The organism is Pseudomonas sp. TH10 (assembly GCF_016651255.1).
Taxonomy (GTDB): domain Bacteria; phylum Pseudomonadota; class Gammaproteobacteria; order Pseudomonadales; family Pseudomonadaceae; genus Aquipseudomonas.
On the sequence record NZ_JAEKEG010000024.1, the window covers coordinates 1 to 16,424 of the forward strand.

Annotated in this window: 16 protein-coding genes and 2 pseudogenes; 3 read left to right on the forward strand and 15 right to left on the reverse strand. The window is 51.9% G+C overall.

Annotated elements, in window-relative coordinates:
• Positions 1–179: 179 nt before the first annotated feature.
• The 10 genes and pseudogenes from JFT80_RS03060 to JFT80_RS03105 form a co-directional block, all read right to left on the reverse strand.
• On the reverse strand, positions 180–674 hold the full coding sequence (locus JFT80_RS03060) for a hypothetical protein (protein WP_242482758.1): 495 nt from the start codon (positions 672–674) through the stop codon (positions 180–182).
• 292 nt (positions 675–966) lie between these two features.
• Positions 967–1,593: a hypothetical protein gene (locus JFT80_RS03065; RefSeq protein ID WP_201146884.1), complete on the reverse strand. Its 627-nt coding sequence runs from the start codon at positions 1,591–1,593 to the stop codon at positions 967–969.
• A 90-nt stretch (positions 1,594–1,683) separates the two neighbouring features.
• Positions 1,684–2,343: a hypothetical protein gene (locus tag JFT80_RS03070; protein WP_201146885.1), complete on the reverse strand. Its 660-nt coding sequence runs from the start codon at positions 2,341–2,343 to the stop codon at positions 1,684–1,686.
• A gap of 1,029 nt (positions 2,344–3,372) precedes the next feature.
• Entirely contained in the window at positions 3,373–3,813 is a 441-nt protein-coding gene (locus tag JFT80_RS03075) for a hypothetical protein (protein WP_201146886.1), read from the reverse strand.
• Positions 3,814–3,846: 33 nt separating this feature from the next.
• Entirely contained in the window at positions 3,847–4,521 is a 675-nt protein-coding gene (locus tag JFT80_RS03080) for a hypothetical protein (RefSeq protein WP_201146887.1), read from the reverse strand.
• 360 nt (positions 4,522–4,881) lie between these two features.
• Positions 4,882–5,823 carry a hypothetical protein gene (locus tag JFT80_RS03085; RefSeq protein ID WP_201146888.1) on the reverse strand — a complete coding sequence of 314 codons (942 nt, stop codon included), beginning with the start codon at positions 5,821–5,823 and terminating at the stop codon, positions 4,882–4,884.
• A complete protein-coding gene (locus JFT80_RS03090; RefSeq protein ID WP_201146889.1) occupies positions 5,820–6,689 on the reverse strand; it encodes a hypothetical protein in 870 nt (289 codons plus the stop codon). The genes JFT80_RS03085 and JFT80_RS03090 overlap by 4 nt, the downstream gene beginning before the upstream one ends.
• Positions 6,622–7,713 (reverse strand): hypothetical protein, encoded by a 1,092-nt coding sequence (locus tag JFT80_RS03095; protein ID WP_201146890.1) that lies wholly within the window; start codon positions 7,711–7,713, stop codon positions 6,622–6,624. Before JFT80_RS03095 ends, JFT80_RS03090 begins: the two co-directional genes overlap by 68 nt.
• Positions 7,694–8,644: a site-specific integrase gene (locus JFT80_RS03100; protein ID WP_242482759.1), complete on the reverse strand. Its 951-nt coding sequence runs from the start codon at positions 8,642–8,644 to the stop codon at positions 7,694–7,696. Before JFT80_RS03100 ends, JFT80_RS03095 begins: the two co-directional genes overlap by 20 nt.
• A 606-nt stretch (positions 8,645–9,250) precedes the next feature.
• Positions 9,251–9,952: pseudogene (locus tag JFT80_RS03105) on the reverse strand (mechanosensitive ion channel domain-containing protein); the annotation flags it as partial.
• A 191-nt stretch (positions 9,953–10,143) separates the two neighbouring features.
• Here JFT80_RS03105 and JFT80_RS03110 point away from each other — a divergent pair.
• Complete coding sequence (locus JFT80_RS03110) at positions 10,144–11,484, forward strand: DEAD/DEAH box helicase (RefSeq protein ID WP_007914470.1); 1,341 nt, start codon at positions 10,144–10,146, stop codon at positions 11,482–11,484.
• A gap of 55 nt (positions 11,485–11,539) precedes the next feature.
• Here JFT80_RS03110 and JFT80_RS03115 read toward each other — a convergent pair whose 3' ends face one another.
• Together JFT80_RS03115 and JFT80_RS03120 are read right to left on the reverse strand one after the other, a co-directional pair.
• Complete coding sequence (locus tag JFT80_RS03115; RefSeq protein WP_122837884.1) at positions 11,540–11,815, reverse strand: hypothetical protein; 276 nt, start codon at positions 11,813–11,815, stop codon at positions 11,540–11,542.
• Between the two features lie 86 nt (positions 11,816–11,901).
• Positions 11,902–12,632, reverse strand: a pseudogene (locus JFT80_RS03120) (DUF899 domain-containing protein).
• A 177-nt stretch (positions 12,633–12,809) separates the two neighbouring features.
• Here JFT80_RS03120 and JFT80_RS03125 point away from each other — a divergent pair.
• Complete coding sequence (locus JFT80_RS03125) at positions 12,810–13,199, forward strand: transcriptional regulator (RefSeq protein WP_201146891.1); 390 nt, start codon at positions 12,810–12,812, stop codon at positions 13,197–13,199.
• Positions 13,200–13,347: 148 nt separating this feature from the next.
• Here JFT80_RS03125 and JFT80_RS03130 read toward each other — a convergent pair whose 3' ends face one another.
• The 3 genes from JFT80_RS03130 to JFT80_RS03140 all read right to left on the reverse strand — a co-directional run bounded on the left by JFT80_RS03130 (position 13,348) and on the right by JFT80_RS03140 (position 15,424).
• Positions 13,348–14,217, reverse strand: coding sequence for a DUF6279 family lipoprotein (locus JFT80_RS03130; protein WP_201146892.1), 870 nt, complete (start codon positions 14,215–14,217; stop codon positions 13,348–13,350).
• A 99-nt stretch (positions 14,218–14,316) separates the two neighbouring features.
• Complete coding sequence (locus tag JFT80_RS03135; protein WP_122837888.1) at positions 14,317–15,033, reverse strand: TorF family putative porin; 717 nt, start codon at positions 15,031–15,033, stop codon at positions 14,317–14,319.
• A gap of 202 nt (positions 15,034–15,235) precedes the next feature.
• Positions 15,236–15,424: a hypothetical protein gene (locus JFT80_RS03140; protein ID WP_016985943.1), complete on the reverse strand. Its 189-nt coding sequence runs from the start codon at positions 15,422–15,424 to the stop codon at positions 15,236–15,238.
• Between the two features lie 351 nt (positions 15,425–15,775).
• On the opposite strand from JFT80_RS03140, the gene JFT80_RS03145 reads away from it, so the two are divergent.
• Positions 15,776–16,424 (forward strand): S1 RNA-binding domain-containing protein (locus tag JFT80_RS03145; RefSeq protein WP_201146893.1); only part of this gene is annotated, 649 nt, incomplete at its 3' end.

Here is a 16,424-nt window from a genome sequence, read left to right on the forward strand (position 1 = left end):
GGCCGAGAGCGCCGATCCATTTCTGCGAAGGATATCCATTGCCCGGGCGGCAGGAATTTTTGTCGGACAGCCCCCAGCCAGATACGTCTTGTCTTTGCCCTGGTTGTACAAGTGCATGATCGTTAAAACCATGATCTTTTGCAGCGGCGACATTGCGCGATAGCTTTTGCGCATTGCTTTCAATTCTTCGGGGAGGGCTCTTCTCCGCCAGCCCAATCGAAGCCGCGAGGCCGTAAGTTGTAATGCCTGCCTGGGCTTCCATAGGCGCGTGCGACGTGTTGAAAACAGCCCTCAAGCGAGTAAGTTTCTACGATTCCCCAAACTGCTTGTCCGAAAATATTTCCTCGCTCTGAGGCACTGGGGAACGTAGGGATGGCAGCTCCGCAAACCATCGACAGTGCCGTAAGCTCAGCACCGTCCATGCAGGGCACTTTATCCACCATATCGACCAACGCCCAGTTGGGAAAACGGACAGCAGCGAACGTGGGATTAACTGCCGCGTAGGCAGCAAGGGCGACTGGTAGTAGTGAGTGGTGAATGTAGGCATGGCTGGCAGAGTGAACCTCCGTGAATGCCCATACACCTTCCGAAAGCTGGTGAACGCCAATCTCAGCCAGAAGGCTTTTGGCTTGGGCGACGTAGGTGTTGTTCACGAGTTCGATTCCCTTGTCCATGTTTGGTGCCCCATTGGCCGATGGTTCTGTTAGGAGGCCCATCTATTTCCGGTATCTACAAACAGGGTTGATCGCTCTCCGCTTTGTTCGCGTTCTTCGTATTGTCTTCTAGGCAAGCGGAGCGCGCAGGCGTGAGGATGAAAGCCCGACAGGGCCAGGACAACGGCGAGTTTCGCCGGGCCTGGTTCACGACAGCCGGCCCCGCAGGGGACGCAAAAAATAGCCGCATATTCGTTCTCGACATCCTGCAGTCCAAGCGCGGGGATGGGGCATCAGCGGTGAAGGGCTAGTGTTATGGTTCGCTGGCCGATTCTCGCCACGAATCCAAGTCATCATCAAATAGATTTGGCGCAGCTCGCTGCTTATCTGACTCAGCTTCCGCTTCGTCAGCAGGAGCTGACCCGAAGACATTTTCATGCGTCCAGTCATCCTTAAACAGGAACATATCAGGCGTAAACTCTGTGATTCCGATCTCGTTATTGTCCAAAATCTTGCGGGCGAATTTTCTAAATATCCTCCCTCCGTCGTAGCCGCGCCCTGCAGCGGTATCTTTGATAAGCAATAGCGTCCAATCGTCATACATCACACCGGCAGTAATTTTCTCCCAGACGAGGTGAAACAATTTGTAGTTCTCGCCGGCTAATTGGGAGTCATAAACGACGACAAGCATTCCTTTGGAGGCATGCAACAGCTTCACAGGGGAAAGAATGGTCAAGATAATCGACTGCTCGATCAAATCGATCACCCTGGTGTCGGGCTGATCTTCCCACAGCACAGCGAACTTCTGAATGCAAAAAGCCTCAAGTGGCATGCAGTCAGCACCGAACAATTGCTGAGTAGAAAAAATAGCGTACGCGCCCTCACCATCATCATTGTGGGGATGTTCATGTTCTGTATAAAGCAGTCGGGAATAGATCATGAAACGCACCCTTTGGCAAAGCTACGGTAATGACACTGATCTGGAGTAGGCTAGTGCCTTTAATGAGTCATGACCATTCTAATCAGCGTATTAAGCGTCAGACTTTGGATTAATCAAATAGAGGTAATGCAGCGACATCAGACGGTTGGTATGACCCATAATTTTTGCGAAATTTAGGATTTCGACTTGGCAGTGCTGAATAGCTGCAGGCTGACCTTCCTCTTGTGATTGGAAGAACGACAGATCTTCATCGGTGAACACTTTATCCGAGAAATCATCAAGAGCCTTGAGATCATATGGCTCAATGCCGAGGTCATTTGATTCCAGGATTTCCTTCGCATCCTCCCAAAAGACGTAGTCGGAGTGTCCAGAGTAGACCTCGTTAACGTTCGCAAAATCTACTGTCAGCCGAATGTGGCTCATACACATGACCTGTAACCACAGTGACTCAATTTTTTGGAAGGTGGCGCTTGATACTCCACTGTCAAGAAAAAGGTAGAGAGAGTCTTCGTGTACGGCGATAAGCTTCACAGCCGACATTGCTCCCAAAATATAGGCGCGCTCTAGGGCTGCTGTAACGTAAGGATTCAAGTAATCGCCACAGATGACTGCAAAGCGTTGCTTGGCTGCCTGTGGCATCACCTCTAGGCTTGGGGTTTTCCACTGCAAGCAATTGAACACAACATGATTGGGGGCGTCGTGAGGTCTTATTGGATCGCATTCAGGGTGAAAAATTTCTGAAAAGAGCATGGCAACTTCCCTCCTAGGTGTAGGTAGATAAAAGTCGACTTCTGAAAACTTGTCAAAGGTGAAAAATGCTAGCTGTCGGAAATTACTAAGCTAACTTTCAACAATCTTGCGATAAATTAATCCCTAGGATTTAACAAGTGTTGGACGTAATCCTGTAAACATTGATGGCGTCTCGTCCGGTAGTTTAAAGTTAACTTGTGAATTTGAGAAAATTTGCTTGCAAATCGATTTTCAGTGGGATAATTTTTGCCAAACTGCTGGTGAGTATGGAGCTCAGTGATTGAATGAATTTCTAGAGTATATCAATATTCGGTTTGGATTGCGTCTATAAGCGCTTGTCCTCTAGTGTGCTGTCTCAGAAGTAACAATCCTAGTAGAGGCTATAACCGTTATCGGCCCTCCGGGCTGTAGACCGGCTTAACGTCAAGCTCATGCTAAATGAAAGTCGGGAAGGAGATCCTGGGTAAACCAGACCGGTAAGCCCACCTCCAGCCTTTACCTTTAGAGGTTAAATGGCGGCTTGACTACGATACCGAGATTGATCAACCGGTTGAGCTGCTCGCTGGCTGCTTCAGGTGGAAGAGCGGTAAAGGTTGCGAACTCGCTGCGAGGCAATGCGCCTTGGATCTGGAGCGCTAACAACGCTGGCATCATTTCTAGTCGAATGCCTGACACATTCAAACGCGAGTTTGTTTTGTACGCTCGAGTGACGAACTCATGAAGCTAGCGACGGTTCAGGGCGGTAGTCACGTAATCCACCTCCTCATGGCAGACATCAGGCATGAACTCGATGAAAGCGAGCTGCTGCATGCCTGTGAGTTGTTGGGCATGCTCAAGCCCATCTGTCTGCAGAGGGGTTCTTGTGTGAGGTTCGTCAGGCCAGGGTTTAACGCATCTCTCTATGTGCTGCGAGGTGCTGCAACTCGGCTGGCCATGGACGAAAAAACGCGGCGCCAATCCCTTGCATAAAAGCTTCGTCGCAATTGGGTAGACCCGGTGCTTGCTTCTCCTATTTTCTTTGCTCAGGAATCATTTCCGAGGGTTCGGGAAAGGCACGACGTTTTCGTGTTGGCTGAAGGGCTCCTCATAACTACGAAGGGAGCGCTGTGCGTCATCCAGCGCTTTGATCAACATGAGCTCTCGCGCCAATGATTCTTTATAGCGGCCCTTGTAGTCGCTGGCCTCGGCTTTCGCTTTCTTGGTTTTCTGCCGTGCATCTTTAACCTTCTCCTCGCCTGGAGCTTGGCGCTCGGCCATCTGTTTGGCCATTTCTATAACATCCTGGATAAGCGGGATGAAGATGTCTCTGTCCTTTCTGATACTGCTAGGAGATTTACCTGCTTCCAGTGCAACGTTTTTCAGTGTCATCTTCGAGCCTGGGGGTAAAATCACTGTGGTATCAGTGAAGATACGAAGTGCCGCATCGTAATAGGGTTTCACGGTTGAATATTTTTGGTGTTCTTCCGACATATCAATCCTCTCCGTTCTGATGGAAAAATGATATCAGCCGCGGGCGATGATGCGGTCACGCAAATTCTTGAAGTCCTCCAGGTTTTGAAGCTCTGCACGGTATTCAATGGTTCCGGGCTTGAGTTCTACCAAATCAAATTCCATGATCTCGATCGTTTCCGCCATTTTGTCCTCTTGCCCTACAAATTGCTTGCACGTGATGCAGGTATCCATCTTTGCATGTGCTCGCTTATCGCATGGCGTTGGGGAGGTGCACCCTCCAGCAGGGGTTTCCTGGTAAGCCGTAAGTCCGAGCTTCACCTGCTGCTTTGTATCTTCCACCGTGCCGGCTAGCCAAGGGGACTGCTCTCGCATTTCCATTGCCCGACGTCCGGCGAAACCGTACATCTGTTCTGCGGATTTGAGCACGTCACGAATGAACACTGCAGCGTCGGCCTCTGCCTTGGCTCGCTTCAGCTCTCGTGTTAGCTGAGGGTTGATGTCGCTGAATAGATAGTTTTTGGCAGAGCACCCCTTCATGTAGTAGGTCGACATGGCTTTGGTGATATGCCGTAGCAGGCGTTTAAGGGAAGGAAGGGTAATCAATCCACATTGGCCCGCAAACACAGCAATTGAGCGACGGAATTGGTGCGATGTAATTCGCCAGGGCTGTCCAATCTGAAATCTATTGTCGTCGCGCCAGTTTCGATAAGGATCAATGGTTTCCAATTCGCAGATGTCGGCGTCGGTAATGATGACGGGGGAGATTGTGGTCGAGGTTTGTGGGTGCTACTCCCTCTTTCTTCGGACTACCTGAAAATGGCAAGTTTGACGCTGCCAAGAATAACCAGTTTGTCTCCGTATTGTCTTCTGCATAAGAGGCCACGAGCTTTTGAATGGACTGAAGTACCTGTATAGGCTGGAGGATGTCGTCAGTGGTGATCCATTTAGCGTCCGTTTTTTTGCCCTCGAGCTTAGTTGATGTTCCGCAAACGTAAAGTGCTTCGTCGTTCCAGCCATGAATGGATTCCAGGCAGTCTACCGGTAGGTTATAAGCTTCGCTGTCCCGCATGAGAGTGAACAAATGAATCAAACATTTTGCGCAGTACTGTACAAGTGACAAAAAATGACTTGCGCAACGCGTATTCTTCCAGTTGTGTTTTTTGCAAGTGCTGTGAGGTTGTATTTTTCAAGAGACTTCCAGAAGGTTAGCGGCTCTTGATCGTAAATTGTTCTCGTCTCTAAAGGAAGCCCAGAGTATTCCTTTTTATATTTATAGCGAGTAATTTCACATCTGCCAAAAAATCGATCTTCGATCGTTTTTTTAATGAAGTCGTGTATGGCTTCTTTATTTTGTAAGTAGTCGTGGATGCAATTTCTATACTGTTTATATTTGGCCCAAAGGATTCTGCTGGGAATTACAGGGTGCTGCCCGAATTTATTACGGGATTCACGAGTGATTTTTGCAAGGAGCGGAAGTATGGTGCCGTCGATCGTAAATCCCCTATCAGTACTATCGATATTCACAAGGGTTCGAACTAGGGAAAGTATGGGTCTGCTGTATGAAGTTGGAATGTTCTTCAGCATCTCTTCAAAAAGCTTTTTGGAATAGAATATATTCTGAATTGTGATGTTGCATTTATTGCTAAACGAGTTTATGTGATAAAGCGCTGCTATTATTGCCTGTATGGTGGTTAAGCGTATGGGCTTGCCAGTTCTAGATTTTGTAGAAAACATTTTTAGGGAAAAAATCCGTTTGCAAGTGACTACGTTTTCTGCACTAAACTTCCCTTCTTGCCGAAATGGCAAGAAATCAAAATATGGATTGTCCTTGACACTAAATGCGAAAGCAGGAAGGAGCCACTGATCATCATCAAAGACTGAAATGACGGATCCGTCTATCGATCGGGACATCACCAGCCCTGAGCGTATCCGAGATAATGCCATCCCATAGTAAGCATCAGTCTGTAAATGTTCCTTTTTGAGAGGGAAGGCAGTGCTGCTGACCGAAATTTTGCGTTTAGCTATCATTTCATCACCTTCAACTGAACCATACGATGGTAGAAGCGCATCCAGTAATCAGAGAGCTTGAACTCATTACTGATTTCGGCGCTGATTTGATCAACGAGTTTTGACATGTCAGAGCGCTCCTCCCGAAGCTCTAAAATTATACGGTCGATCTGCGCCACAGCTGCGCCATGTACCTTGTCAAAATGACTTTTATCTGCGCAGGAGTTTAGATATTCCAAGGTGACGAAACGCATGCTTAGGAGCTTGCGAATAGCAGACTCAGTGGCATGAGTTCTAAATTGGCTACAAAAAATGCAACCTTCAAAATTTTTGCAGTTGGGTTCGTAGTCGGGAGGCGGAGAGATCGCTTCCGACCGCCGGGCAATGTCTGCACAATCGCCCGCAGGTGTTTCTTCCCCTGAGTAATCATCTAACAGGCCAGTCAACCGTTTCATCATTGCAGTAATTTCAGCTATGGCTGTATTTTCATTGGCTTGAGCATAATTATTGAAAATCGTCTTTTCACTAGTTTGCAGTAATGATGAAACGACTTGAACAGAATGACCTTGGGTAAATAGGTAGTTGCTTTTGTACTTCCTAAGTTTTCGGTAGCTCAAACCCTTAAAGTCGGGAAGCAAAAAGCGCCTGATTCTATGGTTAAGCTGATCGATCTGACTTAGGCCAAGTTGGCCACCTATGGATCGTTCGTTAACGGTAATGCCGATAAATAGATATTTCTCACCTAGCCCGCCATCAATGAATTTCCGCAGTCGGATGAATTTATCAAATTGCTTGGTGAAGGTTTTTTGATTGAGAATTTTATTTCTCTTCCCCCAGATCGCATCTTGATTCCGATAAACCCCTTTTCCCTGACTCAAAGGTTTCATAGCTTTCATCAAAGAGTAGGTCTCTCAGGGGCTGTTCATTAATTCCACTATTGGCTACAAATAAAGGGATGAACGCATCGTGTGCAATCTTAGCAAGTTTCATTCGCTTCTCGTGCCGCTGATCACGATTGGTCTTTTGTTTCAGCGTATATGCGGCTACGAGGTCAGATTGCACGAAATTAAGAGGGCGGCAACTAAGTTTTGTTGCTTCCTGCGTTGTGCGGATTCTGCCTTTTTCGTAGTCCCAGCAAATATTAGATTGAGCCTTGGTCTTTTTTGAAAGCGCCATTTTACTTATAAAGGGGTATTCTCCCGGAAGTAGCCAGAGGTGTTCAGTCATGAACGGAATTCGGGCAGGAAATCTTTTGAAGCTGAGTACAAAATTGGTTAGACCGTCAAATAGATACTGGCAAGGCGTGAGATATGCTTCAATTTCGCTCTGGAGAGGCGGTTCGGTGGGCTTGGAACAGCCTCCTTTGCTAGAGATAATTGGCAAATCATCTCGAAAATTAAATGCTGAGTTAGTAAAGAAAACAGATCCGCTGCCTAACGCCACTGACTGTAGACCGTTCGCAGTAAGTTGCGATTTTTTCGTCGTATCGATTTGGAGAAATAGATTTTGTGTATATGCTTGCAGAGCCTGATGATAGCTTTCAGGCGATTTTAAGAAATCCTCAAAGCCACTGGAGTCCGCCCAGTCGAAAAGGCCAGCGATTTTATTGGCGTTGGTGAAGATGGTGGTCGCAGTGTTGCGGGTGTAGTAAAGCGTGATCTGCTGTACAACCCAGGCACGTATAGGGCTCTTGCGCTCTGGATGTAGTGTTTTAAAATCTACTTCCTTTATCAGCGCTCGGGTAGTCTTGGTGCGAACTTGGTAGCAAAGCGCGCCAATATCGAATTTACGGTCTTTAGTGTATTCTATAATAAGACCTTCGATAGGGATGTCAGCGATTTCTCGCTGGCACTCGTCCAGTTGAAGGCTCTGTAGGTCAATTTTGTAGATGTCACGATCGAATACCCTCATGTCGTCTCATTTCCGTCGTAATAACGCCCTCAAGGTGAGATTCAAACTCCGATTGGGCGTTGGCAACCAGAGGATGATCAGACCTAAACCTCAGGTAGCGCATGGATACGTCGACGCTGCTGTGGTTTAGTCTTCTTCTCACTAAATCCAGCAGCTGGGGTTGCGACATGTCACCCTTGTCTATTAGTTTCATGTTGTCCTCGATTAAGTTCATACCGAACGTGGCGCGTAGGTCGTGGAACTGATATTTGAATGCCTGATTTGCTTTGACGAGTTCCTGTAGGATTCTCGCGGCAAACTGACGGATCGCTGATCCGCGCTCGTTGGAATACCCGAAAAGCTCGCTATCTTCTTCGGCTACGTAGTACGGATTACCTGTTCTCGTCAAGAAAAGATACTGGTCATAGATATTGCTAATTGGTGATTTCATAGCTCTGTCCTTGTATCGTTGAGAGTTTAGATAGATCGTAAGTCGGTAGTGTAGCCAGGCAGGCATCAGTACGTTTTGTTCCTTGCCGCCTTTCGCTCCCACATTCGTTAATCCTCCTATGGTAATTGCGTATAGGGCATTCCGATTTTCATCCTCTTGTGAGCCTACGTCTTGTCGAATGCAATGGAAGCGCAGATTCAATATAGACTGGATTCTCATCCCTGTGGTCAAGGCAATGATGTAAATTAGCAGCATTTCGGGATTACGCAGTCGCACCAATGCAGCAATCAGTGCTTCCTGGTTCTCCCGGCTGATGGGGTATAGCTTTCCTCCATCTTCAATGTAGTCGCCCGTGGATATCCCGGCTGTCTTTCTAAAGGTTAAGTCAGTGCATATAATCTCTCGAGATTGTTGAAAGCCATGGCGGTCGTCGTAAGAGATATACCTTGTTGTGCTAACCCACATTGCCTGCTGAGGCTTGAACCGTGCTGTGTTTACCATCCAGCGATAGAAACCAATTATGCTGGTGATCTTTCGGTTGGCTGTAGCTCTCCCTAGCTTCTCACCACTCCCCGTCGCACTGCTCCGTACCTTACGTTGAACGGCTTTTTCATCTGAGCTTGGTAGTAGTAAGTCGGCCGGCTGTATGACTCTCCCTCGAAATTAAGATAGTCCCTTCCACCTTCCTGCATTTTGTTCATGAAGTCGCACAGGTCGCCCGCGATGTTTTCGAGCGTGGGTGCTTTCTTCCCTTGCTCTATCGAGAGCCAGTAAAGGTACAGGCTACCGTCGCGCCAGATGCTCCCGTCAGGCTGAAGGATCACGTAGAGGGTATTAATGCTTGAGGTTTCTAGGGAAGGCGTTCTACAGGGTAGGGTTCGATGCCTAACCCGTCTTCTGGAGATGCCCCCACCCAATCCATGGCTTGATCAGGGGCGCATGGCTTCCAAAGCTGGACGTTACTCAGCACCACCTTTTTGTAGCAACCGGTGGTTTCAAGGGGGCTTCAGGGGAAAGGTGTGAGGTCATGGACATCATCCAAACGGAGATGTCTGTCAATTCAAGTTGAGCTCACGGGTTGTGTCAAATGATGAGAGCTCACGCGTGATTCTGCACCTTGACCGTGTGTAACGTGATGTCGACCACGTCACCGTCGGCGCCGACTTGCGGCATCTCGATCCAGTCCCCGACCCGCAGCATGTCGTTGCTGGTCAGTTGCACGCTGGCGACAAATGACAGCAGGGTATCCTTGTAGACCAGCAGAATCACCGCCGACATGGCGCCGAGACCCGACAGCAGCAACAACGGCGAACGGTCAATCAGGGTGGCGACGATGATGATGGCGCCAAACACGTACAGCACCATTTTTGCCAATTGCACGTAGCCCTTGATAGAGCGAGTGCGCGCGTGTTCGGTACGGGCGTAGATATCCAGCAGCGCGTTGAGCAAGGCGCTGACCGACAGCAGCAGGAACAGAATGGTGAACGACAGCGCGACGTTGCCAAGGAAGACCAGGCTGGTCTTGCTCAGCTCGGGCACCAGGTGCAGGCCGAACTGGATGACCAGCGACGGCGTCATCTGGGCCAGGCGATGGAAGACCTTGTTGTGCCGCAGGTCATTCATCCAGTGCATGGCGGGCTGACGCCCGAGCAGTTTGGCGGCGTGCAGGATCAGATACCGTGCCACTCGTCCGAGCACCAGGGCGATCACCAACAGCAACATCAGCGCCAGGCCGGATTGCAGAAGCGGGTGTTGTTCGAGGGTGCCCCAGAGGTCCTGGGCGTTGAGCCAGAGCTGTTTGAAATCCATAAGAGAAACGATTCTTCTGTGAGACGCGATGGGCGATTAGAGCATTTAAGCCGCTGTGTATTACCGTAAGAGACAAATCGAGCAACAAAAAAGCCACTGATTACGTCCGTTTGTATAAAGAAACTCGGCCTGAGCGCTCGAAACCGGTAACCTATGCAGCTGTTTTTTTGTATTTCTTCGAGGTAGCACCCGTGTTTTCCCAATTCGCCCTGCACGAACGCCTGCTCAAAGCCGTGGCCGAGCTAAAATTTGTCGAGCCAACGCCTGTGCAAGCAGCGGCTATTCCGCTGGCGCTCCAAGGGCGTGACCTGCGGGTGACTGCGCAAACCGGTAGCGGCAAAACCGCTGCTTTCGTTTTGCCGATCCTCAACCGTCTGATCGGCCCGGCTAAAGTCCGCGTCAGCATCAAGACCCTGATCCTGCTGCCGACCCGCGAGCTGGCCCAGCAAACCCTGAAGGAAGTTGAGCGTTTCTCGCAGTTCACCTTCATCAAGTCCGGCCTGATCACCGGCGGCGAAGACTTCAAGGTGCAAGCAGCGATGCTGCGCAAAGTGCCGGACATCCTCATCGGTACCCCAGGCCGGATGATCGAGCAACTGAACGCCGGCAACCTCGACCTGAAAGAAGTCGAAGTGCTGGTGCTCGACGAAGCCGACCGCATGCTCGACATGGGTTTTGCCGAAGACGTCCAGCGTCTGGTCGACGAATGCCCGAACCGTCAGCAGACCATGCTGTTCTCCGCGACCACTGGTGGTTCCGGCCTGCGCGACATGATCGGCAAGGTGCTGAACAACCCTGAGCACTTGCAGCTCAACGCAGTCAGCCAACTGAACTCGACGACCCGTCAGCAGATCATCACCGCCGACCACAACCAGCACAAAGAACAGATTGTGAACTGGCTGTTGGCCAACGAGACTTATCAGAAGGCCATCGTGTTCACCAACACCCGCGCCATGGCCGACCGTATCTACGGCCGTCTGGTGGCTCAGGAATACAAAGCGTTCGTGCTGCACGGCGAGAAAGACCAGAAGGATCGCAAGCTGGCGATCGACCGCCTAAAGCAGGGCGGCGTGAAGATTCTGGTTGCCACCGACGTGGCGGCCCGTGGTCTGGACGTTGATGGCCTGGATCTGGTGATCAACTTCGACATGCCACGCAGCGGCGACGAATACGTACACCGTATCGGTCGTACCGGCCGCGCCGGCAATGACGGTCTGGCGATCTCGCTGATCTGCCACGGCGACTGGAACCTGATGTCGAGCATCGAGCGCTATCTGAAGCAGAGCTTCGAGCGCCGCACCATCAAGGAAGTCAAAGGCACCTACGGCGGACCGAAAAAGGTCAAGGCCTCGGGCAAAGCCGTTGGCGTGAAGAAGAAAAAGACCGACGCCAAGGGCGACAAGAAAAAAACCGCCGCCAAGACGCCGACCAAGCGCAAGAGCGCCAACCGTCCCAAGCCTGACTCGTTGGTGAGCAGCGACGGCATGGCGCCGCTCAAGCGCCGCAAGCCGGCAGAGCCTGCGGCTGAGTAAGTCGTTTCAGGCACACAGAAAAAACCCGGACAGTGTCCGGGTTTTTTTATGGCTTTTAGCTTTCAGCTTTTTTCTCTGCTGAATTCAGCTCTTTGAGCCGCTGGTCAATCAGCTGGCATTTATCCGGCAAATCGGCACTGGCAGTGCCCAGGTCCATCTTCTGCAACTCGGCGTTGATTTCCTTGGCCTTGGCCGGGTTCTGCTCGGTCAGCCGGGTCACTTCCTTGGCCAGCTGCTCGCGTTTGGCGGTGGCTTCTTCAGGCGTGCAGGCCCAGGCGGGGAGGGCGCAGGCAAGCGTGGCGGCAAGGGTGATTTTCAGCAATGTCTTCATGGGGCAGCCTCGTTTCCGGTGAGGGCGGTATAACGGGTTGAGCGTTTTGGTACGCAAAAAGTTCAGAAACACAGCGCCCCCTACGTTCAACGATGGCAGCAGCTTGCCGGTGCTTGCTCCTCATAGCGGTCGTGGTGCCGCACCCACTCCATGATTTCTTCCTCATTACGGCCCTTGGGCGTGAGGTCCAGGTAGTTGTATGCCCCAACCAACAGGTCGAGGCCCCGGGCATAGGTGGAGTAGGTGTGAAAAATATCCCCGGCTTCGTTGCGATAAAAGACGCTGAGGCCAGGCAGTTCTTCTTCTGTACCGTCAGATTTTTCGTAGTTGTAGGTGGCTTTTCCGGCGGCAATATCCTCAGCCCGCGCGCAGACGCCAAAGTCGTAGTTAAAGTCGCAACCTTCAGATGACACCCAGTCAAACTTCCAGCCCATGCGTTGCCGGAAGTCCTGGAATCGGGCATAAGGCGCGTGGGAGACCGCAACCACAGAGACGTCATGATGGGCCAGGTGCAGGTTGGTACCGTCGATGTGATCGCTCAGGAAGGAGCACCCAGGGCAACCTTCGGTCCAACCCTCGGCAAACATGAAGTGGTAGATGATCAGCTGGCTGCGGCCGCCAAACAGGTTGGCCAGTTTCAGTTCGCCGCCTGGGCCCTGGAAGTGGTAGTCCTTATCGATCTTCACCCATGGCAAGGCGCGGCGTTCGGCGCTGAGTTTGTCGCGCTCGCGGGTAAAGGCTTTTCTTGGGCCAGGTGTTGCCGGCGCGCGGCGAGCCATTCTTCGCGGCTCACGACCGGATGGTTTTGAACGTTCATGGTGGTTTCTCCTACAGTCAGCGTCGAGGTAGCTCACACCCACTAGTCGTACGGCCTTCGCCCAATTCGACATACCGCCGGTCAGTGCCGCTGAAAATCCAGGCTGAACGGCTGGGATCGGTGCAGGTCACACTCTATGAAGGCCATCTCACTCTCTGGCTTGGAGGTTGAATCAGGATGACGACTTATAACTGGGATTTGATTGAATGTTTGCTGCATGAAGTGCAGAGCGATGACACAAGCTTCGCGCCACGTGCTTATGCAGAAAAGTATGCGGCGGCGAAGGCGGCAGAGGGCGGGGAACCCGAAAACCTTGATCACCTTAAAGCCGTGGCAGGAGAGTACGAAAAGCTATTGCTGGAGCGCGGTTACATCGAACCTCGGCCAGAAGAGCAGGGTGGCTCGGGGTCCAACTACATCTTGACGGCGCGTGGATCGAGCTTGTTGAGCCTGATCGACAGCAGCATTCCTGGCAATGATCACCCGCGTCAGGTGCTGGATGAGCAGGCCGATGCGCTGGATGAGTCGACGTTTGATGTGGTGGCCTCAAAAGCCCAAATCGCCTGAAGGCCCGCGATGCCCGTGCGGCTCAAATCTGTGGGAGCGTGCCTGCTCGCGATGCGGTACAGCATTCAACATTGATGTTGGATGTGATGACGCTATCGCGAGCAGGCTCGCTCCCACATGCAATTGTGGAATCTGAACGGGTCTTTATTCAATTTTGCTGCGCCGCTTTCAGGCATTTCAAATCGTTGAAGTCTTTCCTCACTCCCTCGATCTTCTTCAGCAACCGCTCGCGCTGAGCCGGCGTGCTTTCGGCCATCAAATCCACAAACAGCGATCGAGCCTGTGCTTCGGTTGCAGCGAAGGCCTGGCGATAAGCCGGCGTCCACAAGCTCTCCCTGTTCACCAGCAACGTCTCGATGCGTTGCGCAAACTCCGGACTCTTGCGCTGTGCAACCGCGGCACTGAATTGCTTCTGCCAATGCGCACGGTTGGCGATCCACTGGGTGTTTTGATCGCCCAACGCCGTTGACCATGCCATCACGCGTTGTTCCTGGGTCGCGCTCAAAGGCCCGAGCCAGTCATTCAAGCGTTTAACCATGCGTGCGCCGCGCTCGGCGATTTGTTCTGTCAGTGGCGGATTGACGTAATCCTGCTGACGCTTGCGCAGATCCTTGGCAAACGCGTCATTCATCTCGGCAACCTGTTTGTCATCCAGCCCTTGCAGCAGTTCGATTGCCGAAGGGGTGATTGCCTGGGCGGTTTCGGCGATGGCTTGTTTGGCTTCCGCAGTACGCGCCTGGAGCGCGGCGTCGGTTACCTGATTGGTTTCGACCATGGTCTGCAAACGATCCAGCCAATCCAGATAACCCGGCAGTTGCGTGGTGCAGTGCCAGCTCAGGTGTTCCTTGAGGCGTTCGTTGAACCAGTCTTTTTGCTCGCCATGCATATCCACATAGTCGCTGAGCGTCCAGGGAATGATCACGTCGAGGTTACGGTAGGCCAGCCCGACGCGACTGCAAGCGCCGAGGGCGAGGCTTAGGGTGAGGATGACGGCGAGACATTTAAACCAGCGCGACATGGGCGAGTCCTTGCAAGAGCCTGGCTATTTGAGGAGATTCTTATGTGATCGCAGGATCAGCCTTGCAGTTCATATCATCGGCGCACAGCACCCGGCCGCTCAGTAGAAGCTGCGCTCGGCCTTGAGGGTTACCAGCCCGTCGCACTGGCTGTTGTGTCCGGAATAGGCGGAGCAATCATTGCCGCTGAGGTTGGAATCGCTGTAGATCAGGTTCAGGTCGATGCCCATGAAGGGGCGGGAAAGCTGCACTGACCAGTCGGTAAAGCTGCCGATATAGCCGCCGTCGACCGAGACCGGCGCGTTCAGCTGGTGGCTGGTGTACTTCATGCTGACCCCAATTCCAAACGGCTTGTTGCCGCCAAGATCGGCAAACACGGTGCTGTTTTGCTTGTCGGGGTCGTTACTGAACGCGGCGCCGAAGCGGCTGCCCAGAAATGTCAGGCCGCCAAACAGCTCCTGGCTGTCGAGGGTGTCCACTTTCGGGTAGCTGTAGTGAATCATCCCGACCTCGTAACCGAGCGTCTGGTCGAAGGGCTGCTTGAAGCCCATGTATGAATCGACTTCCAGGTTGTTACCTGGACTCAGGCCCATGCTGGGTGACCATTGGCCGACGTAGAACCCGCTGTCGTGGCTCAGGTCAAGGCCGCCATGGAATGAGCCGACGGCGGCCGGTTTGACCAGGCCCTGGGCCATGCTGCGGGAGGGCGAGGTGCCAAGTTTCAGGTCGAAGTCGCCCAACTCGCGCTGGAAGATCTGCGCATGGGCTAGCGAACACGACAGCAGGGTGCCGAGCAATATGAGTGGGGGCTTGAACATGCGTCACTCCATGAACAGCGAGCACAAGCCGGTGAGCCTGTTGAAACGCTTGATCTAGACGCGTGCAAGGATACCGGCGAATGCCCGGCGCTGAAGGCCGTTCGTCGATTTTTGAGAGTTGGGAGTTTGTGCGGGTATTTCGAGAGAGTTCAGTCCAAGCGCTTCGAAGCTCAAAGCGCCTAAGGACCAGTTGATGCCGCTATTACTTTTTGCCCAGGCTAATCTGCTTGGACGGGCCGAACGTCTGGCCACTGACGCCTTTGGCAATTTGCTGGATCTCGCCGCCGGACTTGAGGAACGCTGCGATCTGATCGTTGATCGATTCGCTGGTTTCAACGGCTGGAGCTGGCTTTGCTTTGCTGGTGGATGCTTTTACACGCATGGCGGCCATTAACCTGTAGAAAAGTAACTCGGCCAGGCATCGTACAGTAATAACTTGACAATTGCTTGGTAAATATCCCCCGATTTAATCCTGGCGGCGGTGGGATTTAAACCGGATTAATAATCTTTCGGTCGCCCTAAGCTGCTGTTTTATCTAAAGACGTGTGGATGAGAAAACGTTTTTTGTGCAGGCGATGGGCGCTGAAGCTGGGTCGGTTGGTCGGACGAGCGGCTGGTTGCCGGTGAGCCAAACCCATGAAAATCAAGCTTTTGAGCTAATTTTGCGGCGCCACCGGGCCGGGCGCAGAACGCTGACCGCAAAACCGGGTAGAATGCCGCCCACGTAATGAGGGTTCTGGAAATGGCTTTAGTCGGGCGTTACAACAGTTTGCAAGTGGTTAAACACACTAACTTCGGTTTATATCTGGACGGCGGTGCCGACGGCGAAATTCTTTTGCCCAACCGTTATATCCCTAAAGATATTCCCAGCGAAGATGAAGATTGGCTTAACGTTTTTGTTTATCTGGACAGCGAAGACAAACTTCTCGCCACCACAGAGAAACCAAAAGTACAGGTCGGCGAATTTGCCAGTCTGAAAGTTGTTGAAGTCAACAGCATCGGTGTGTTCCTCGATTGGGGGCTGCCGAAGGATCTGTTGCTGCCGTATTCCGAAGAAAAACGCCAGATGACCGCTGGCGAGTACTGCGTGGTGCACGTCTACCTCGACAAACACACCCGCCGCATCACCGCGACGGCGCGTCTGGATCGCTACCTCGACAAGACCCCGGCCAACTACAGCCAGGGCCAGGAAGTTGACCTGCTGGTTGCCGAAGCCACTGACATGGGTTTCAAGGCGATCATCAACAACAAGCACTGGGGCTTGATTCACAAGAACGAAATCTTTAAGTTCATGCGCGCCGGCAAGGAAGAGAAGGGCTTCATCAAGGAGGTTCGTCCCGACGGCAAGATCAGCCTGAGCCTGCAGCCGGTTGGCGAAGAAGCGGCCACCA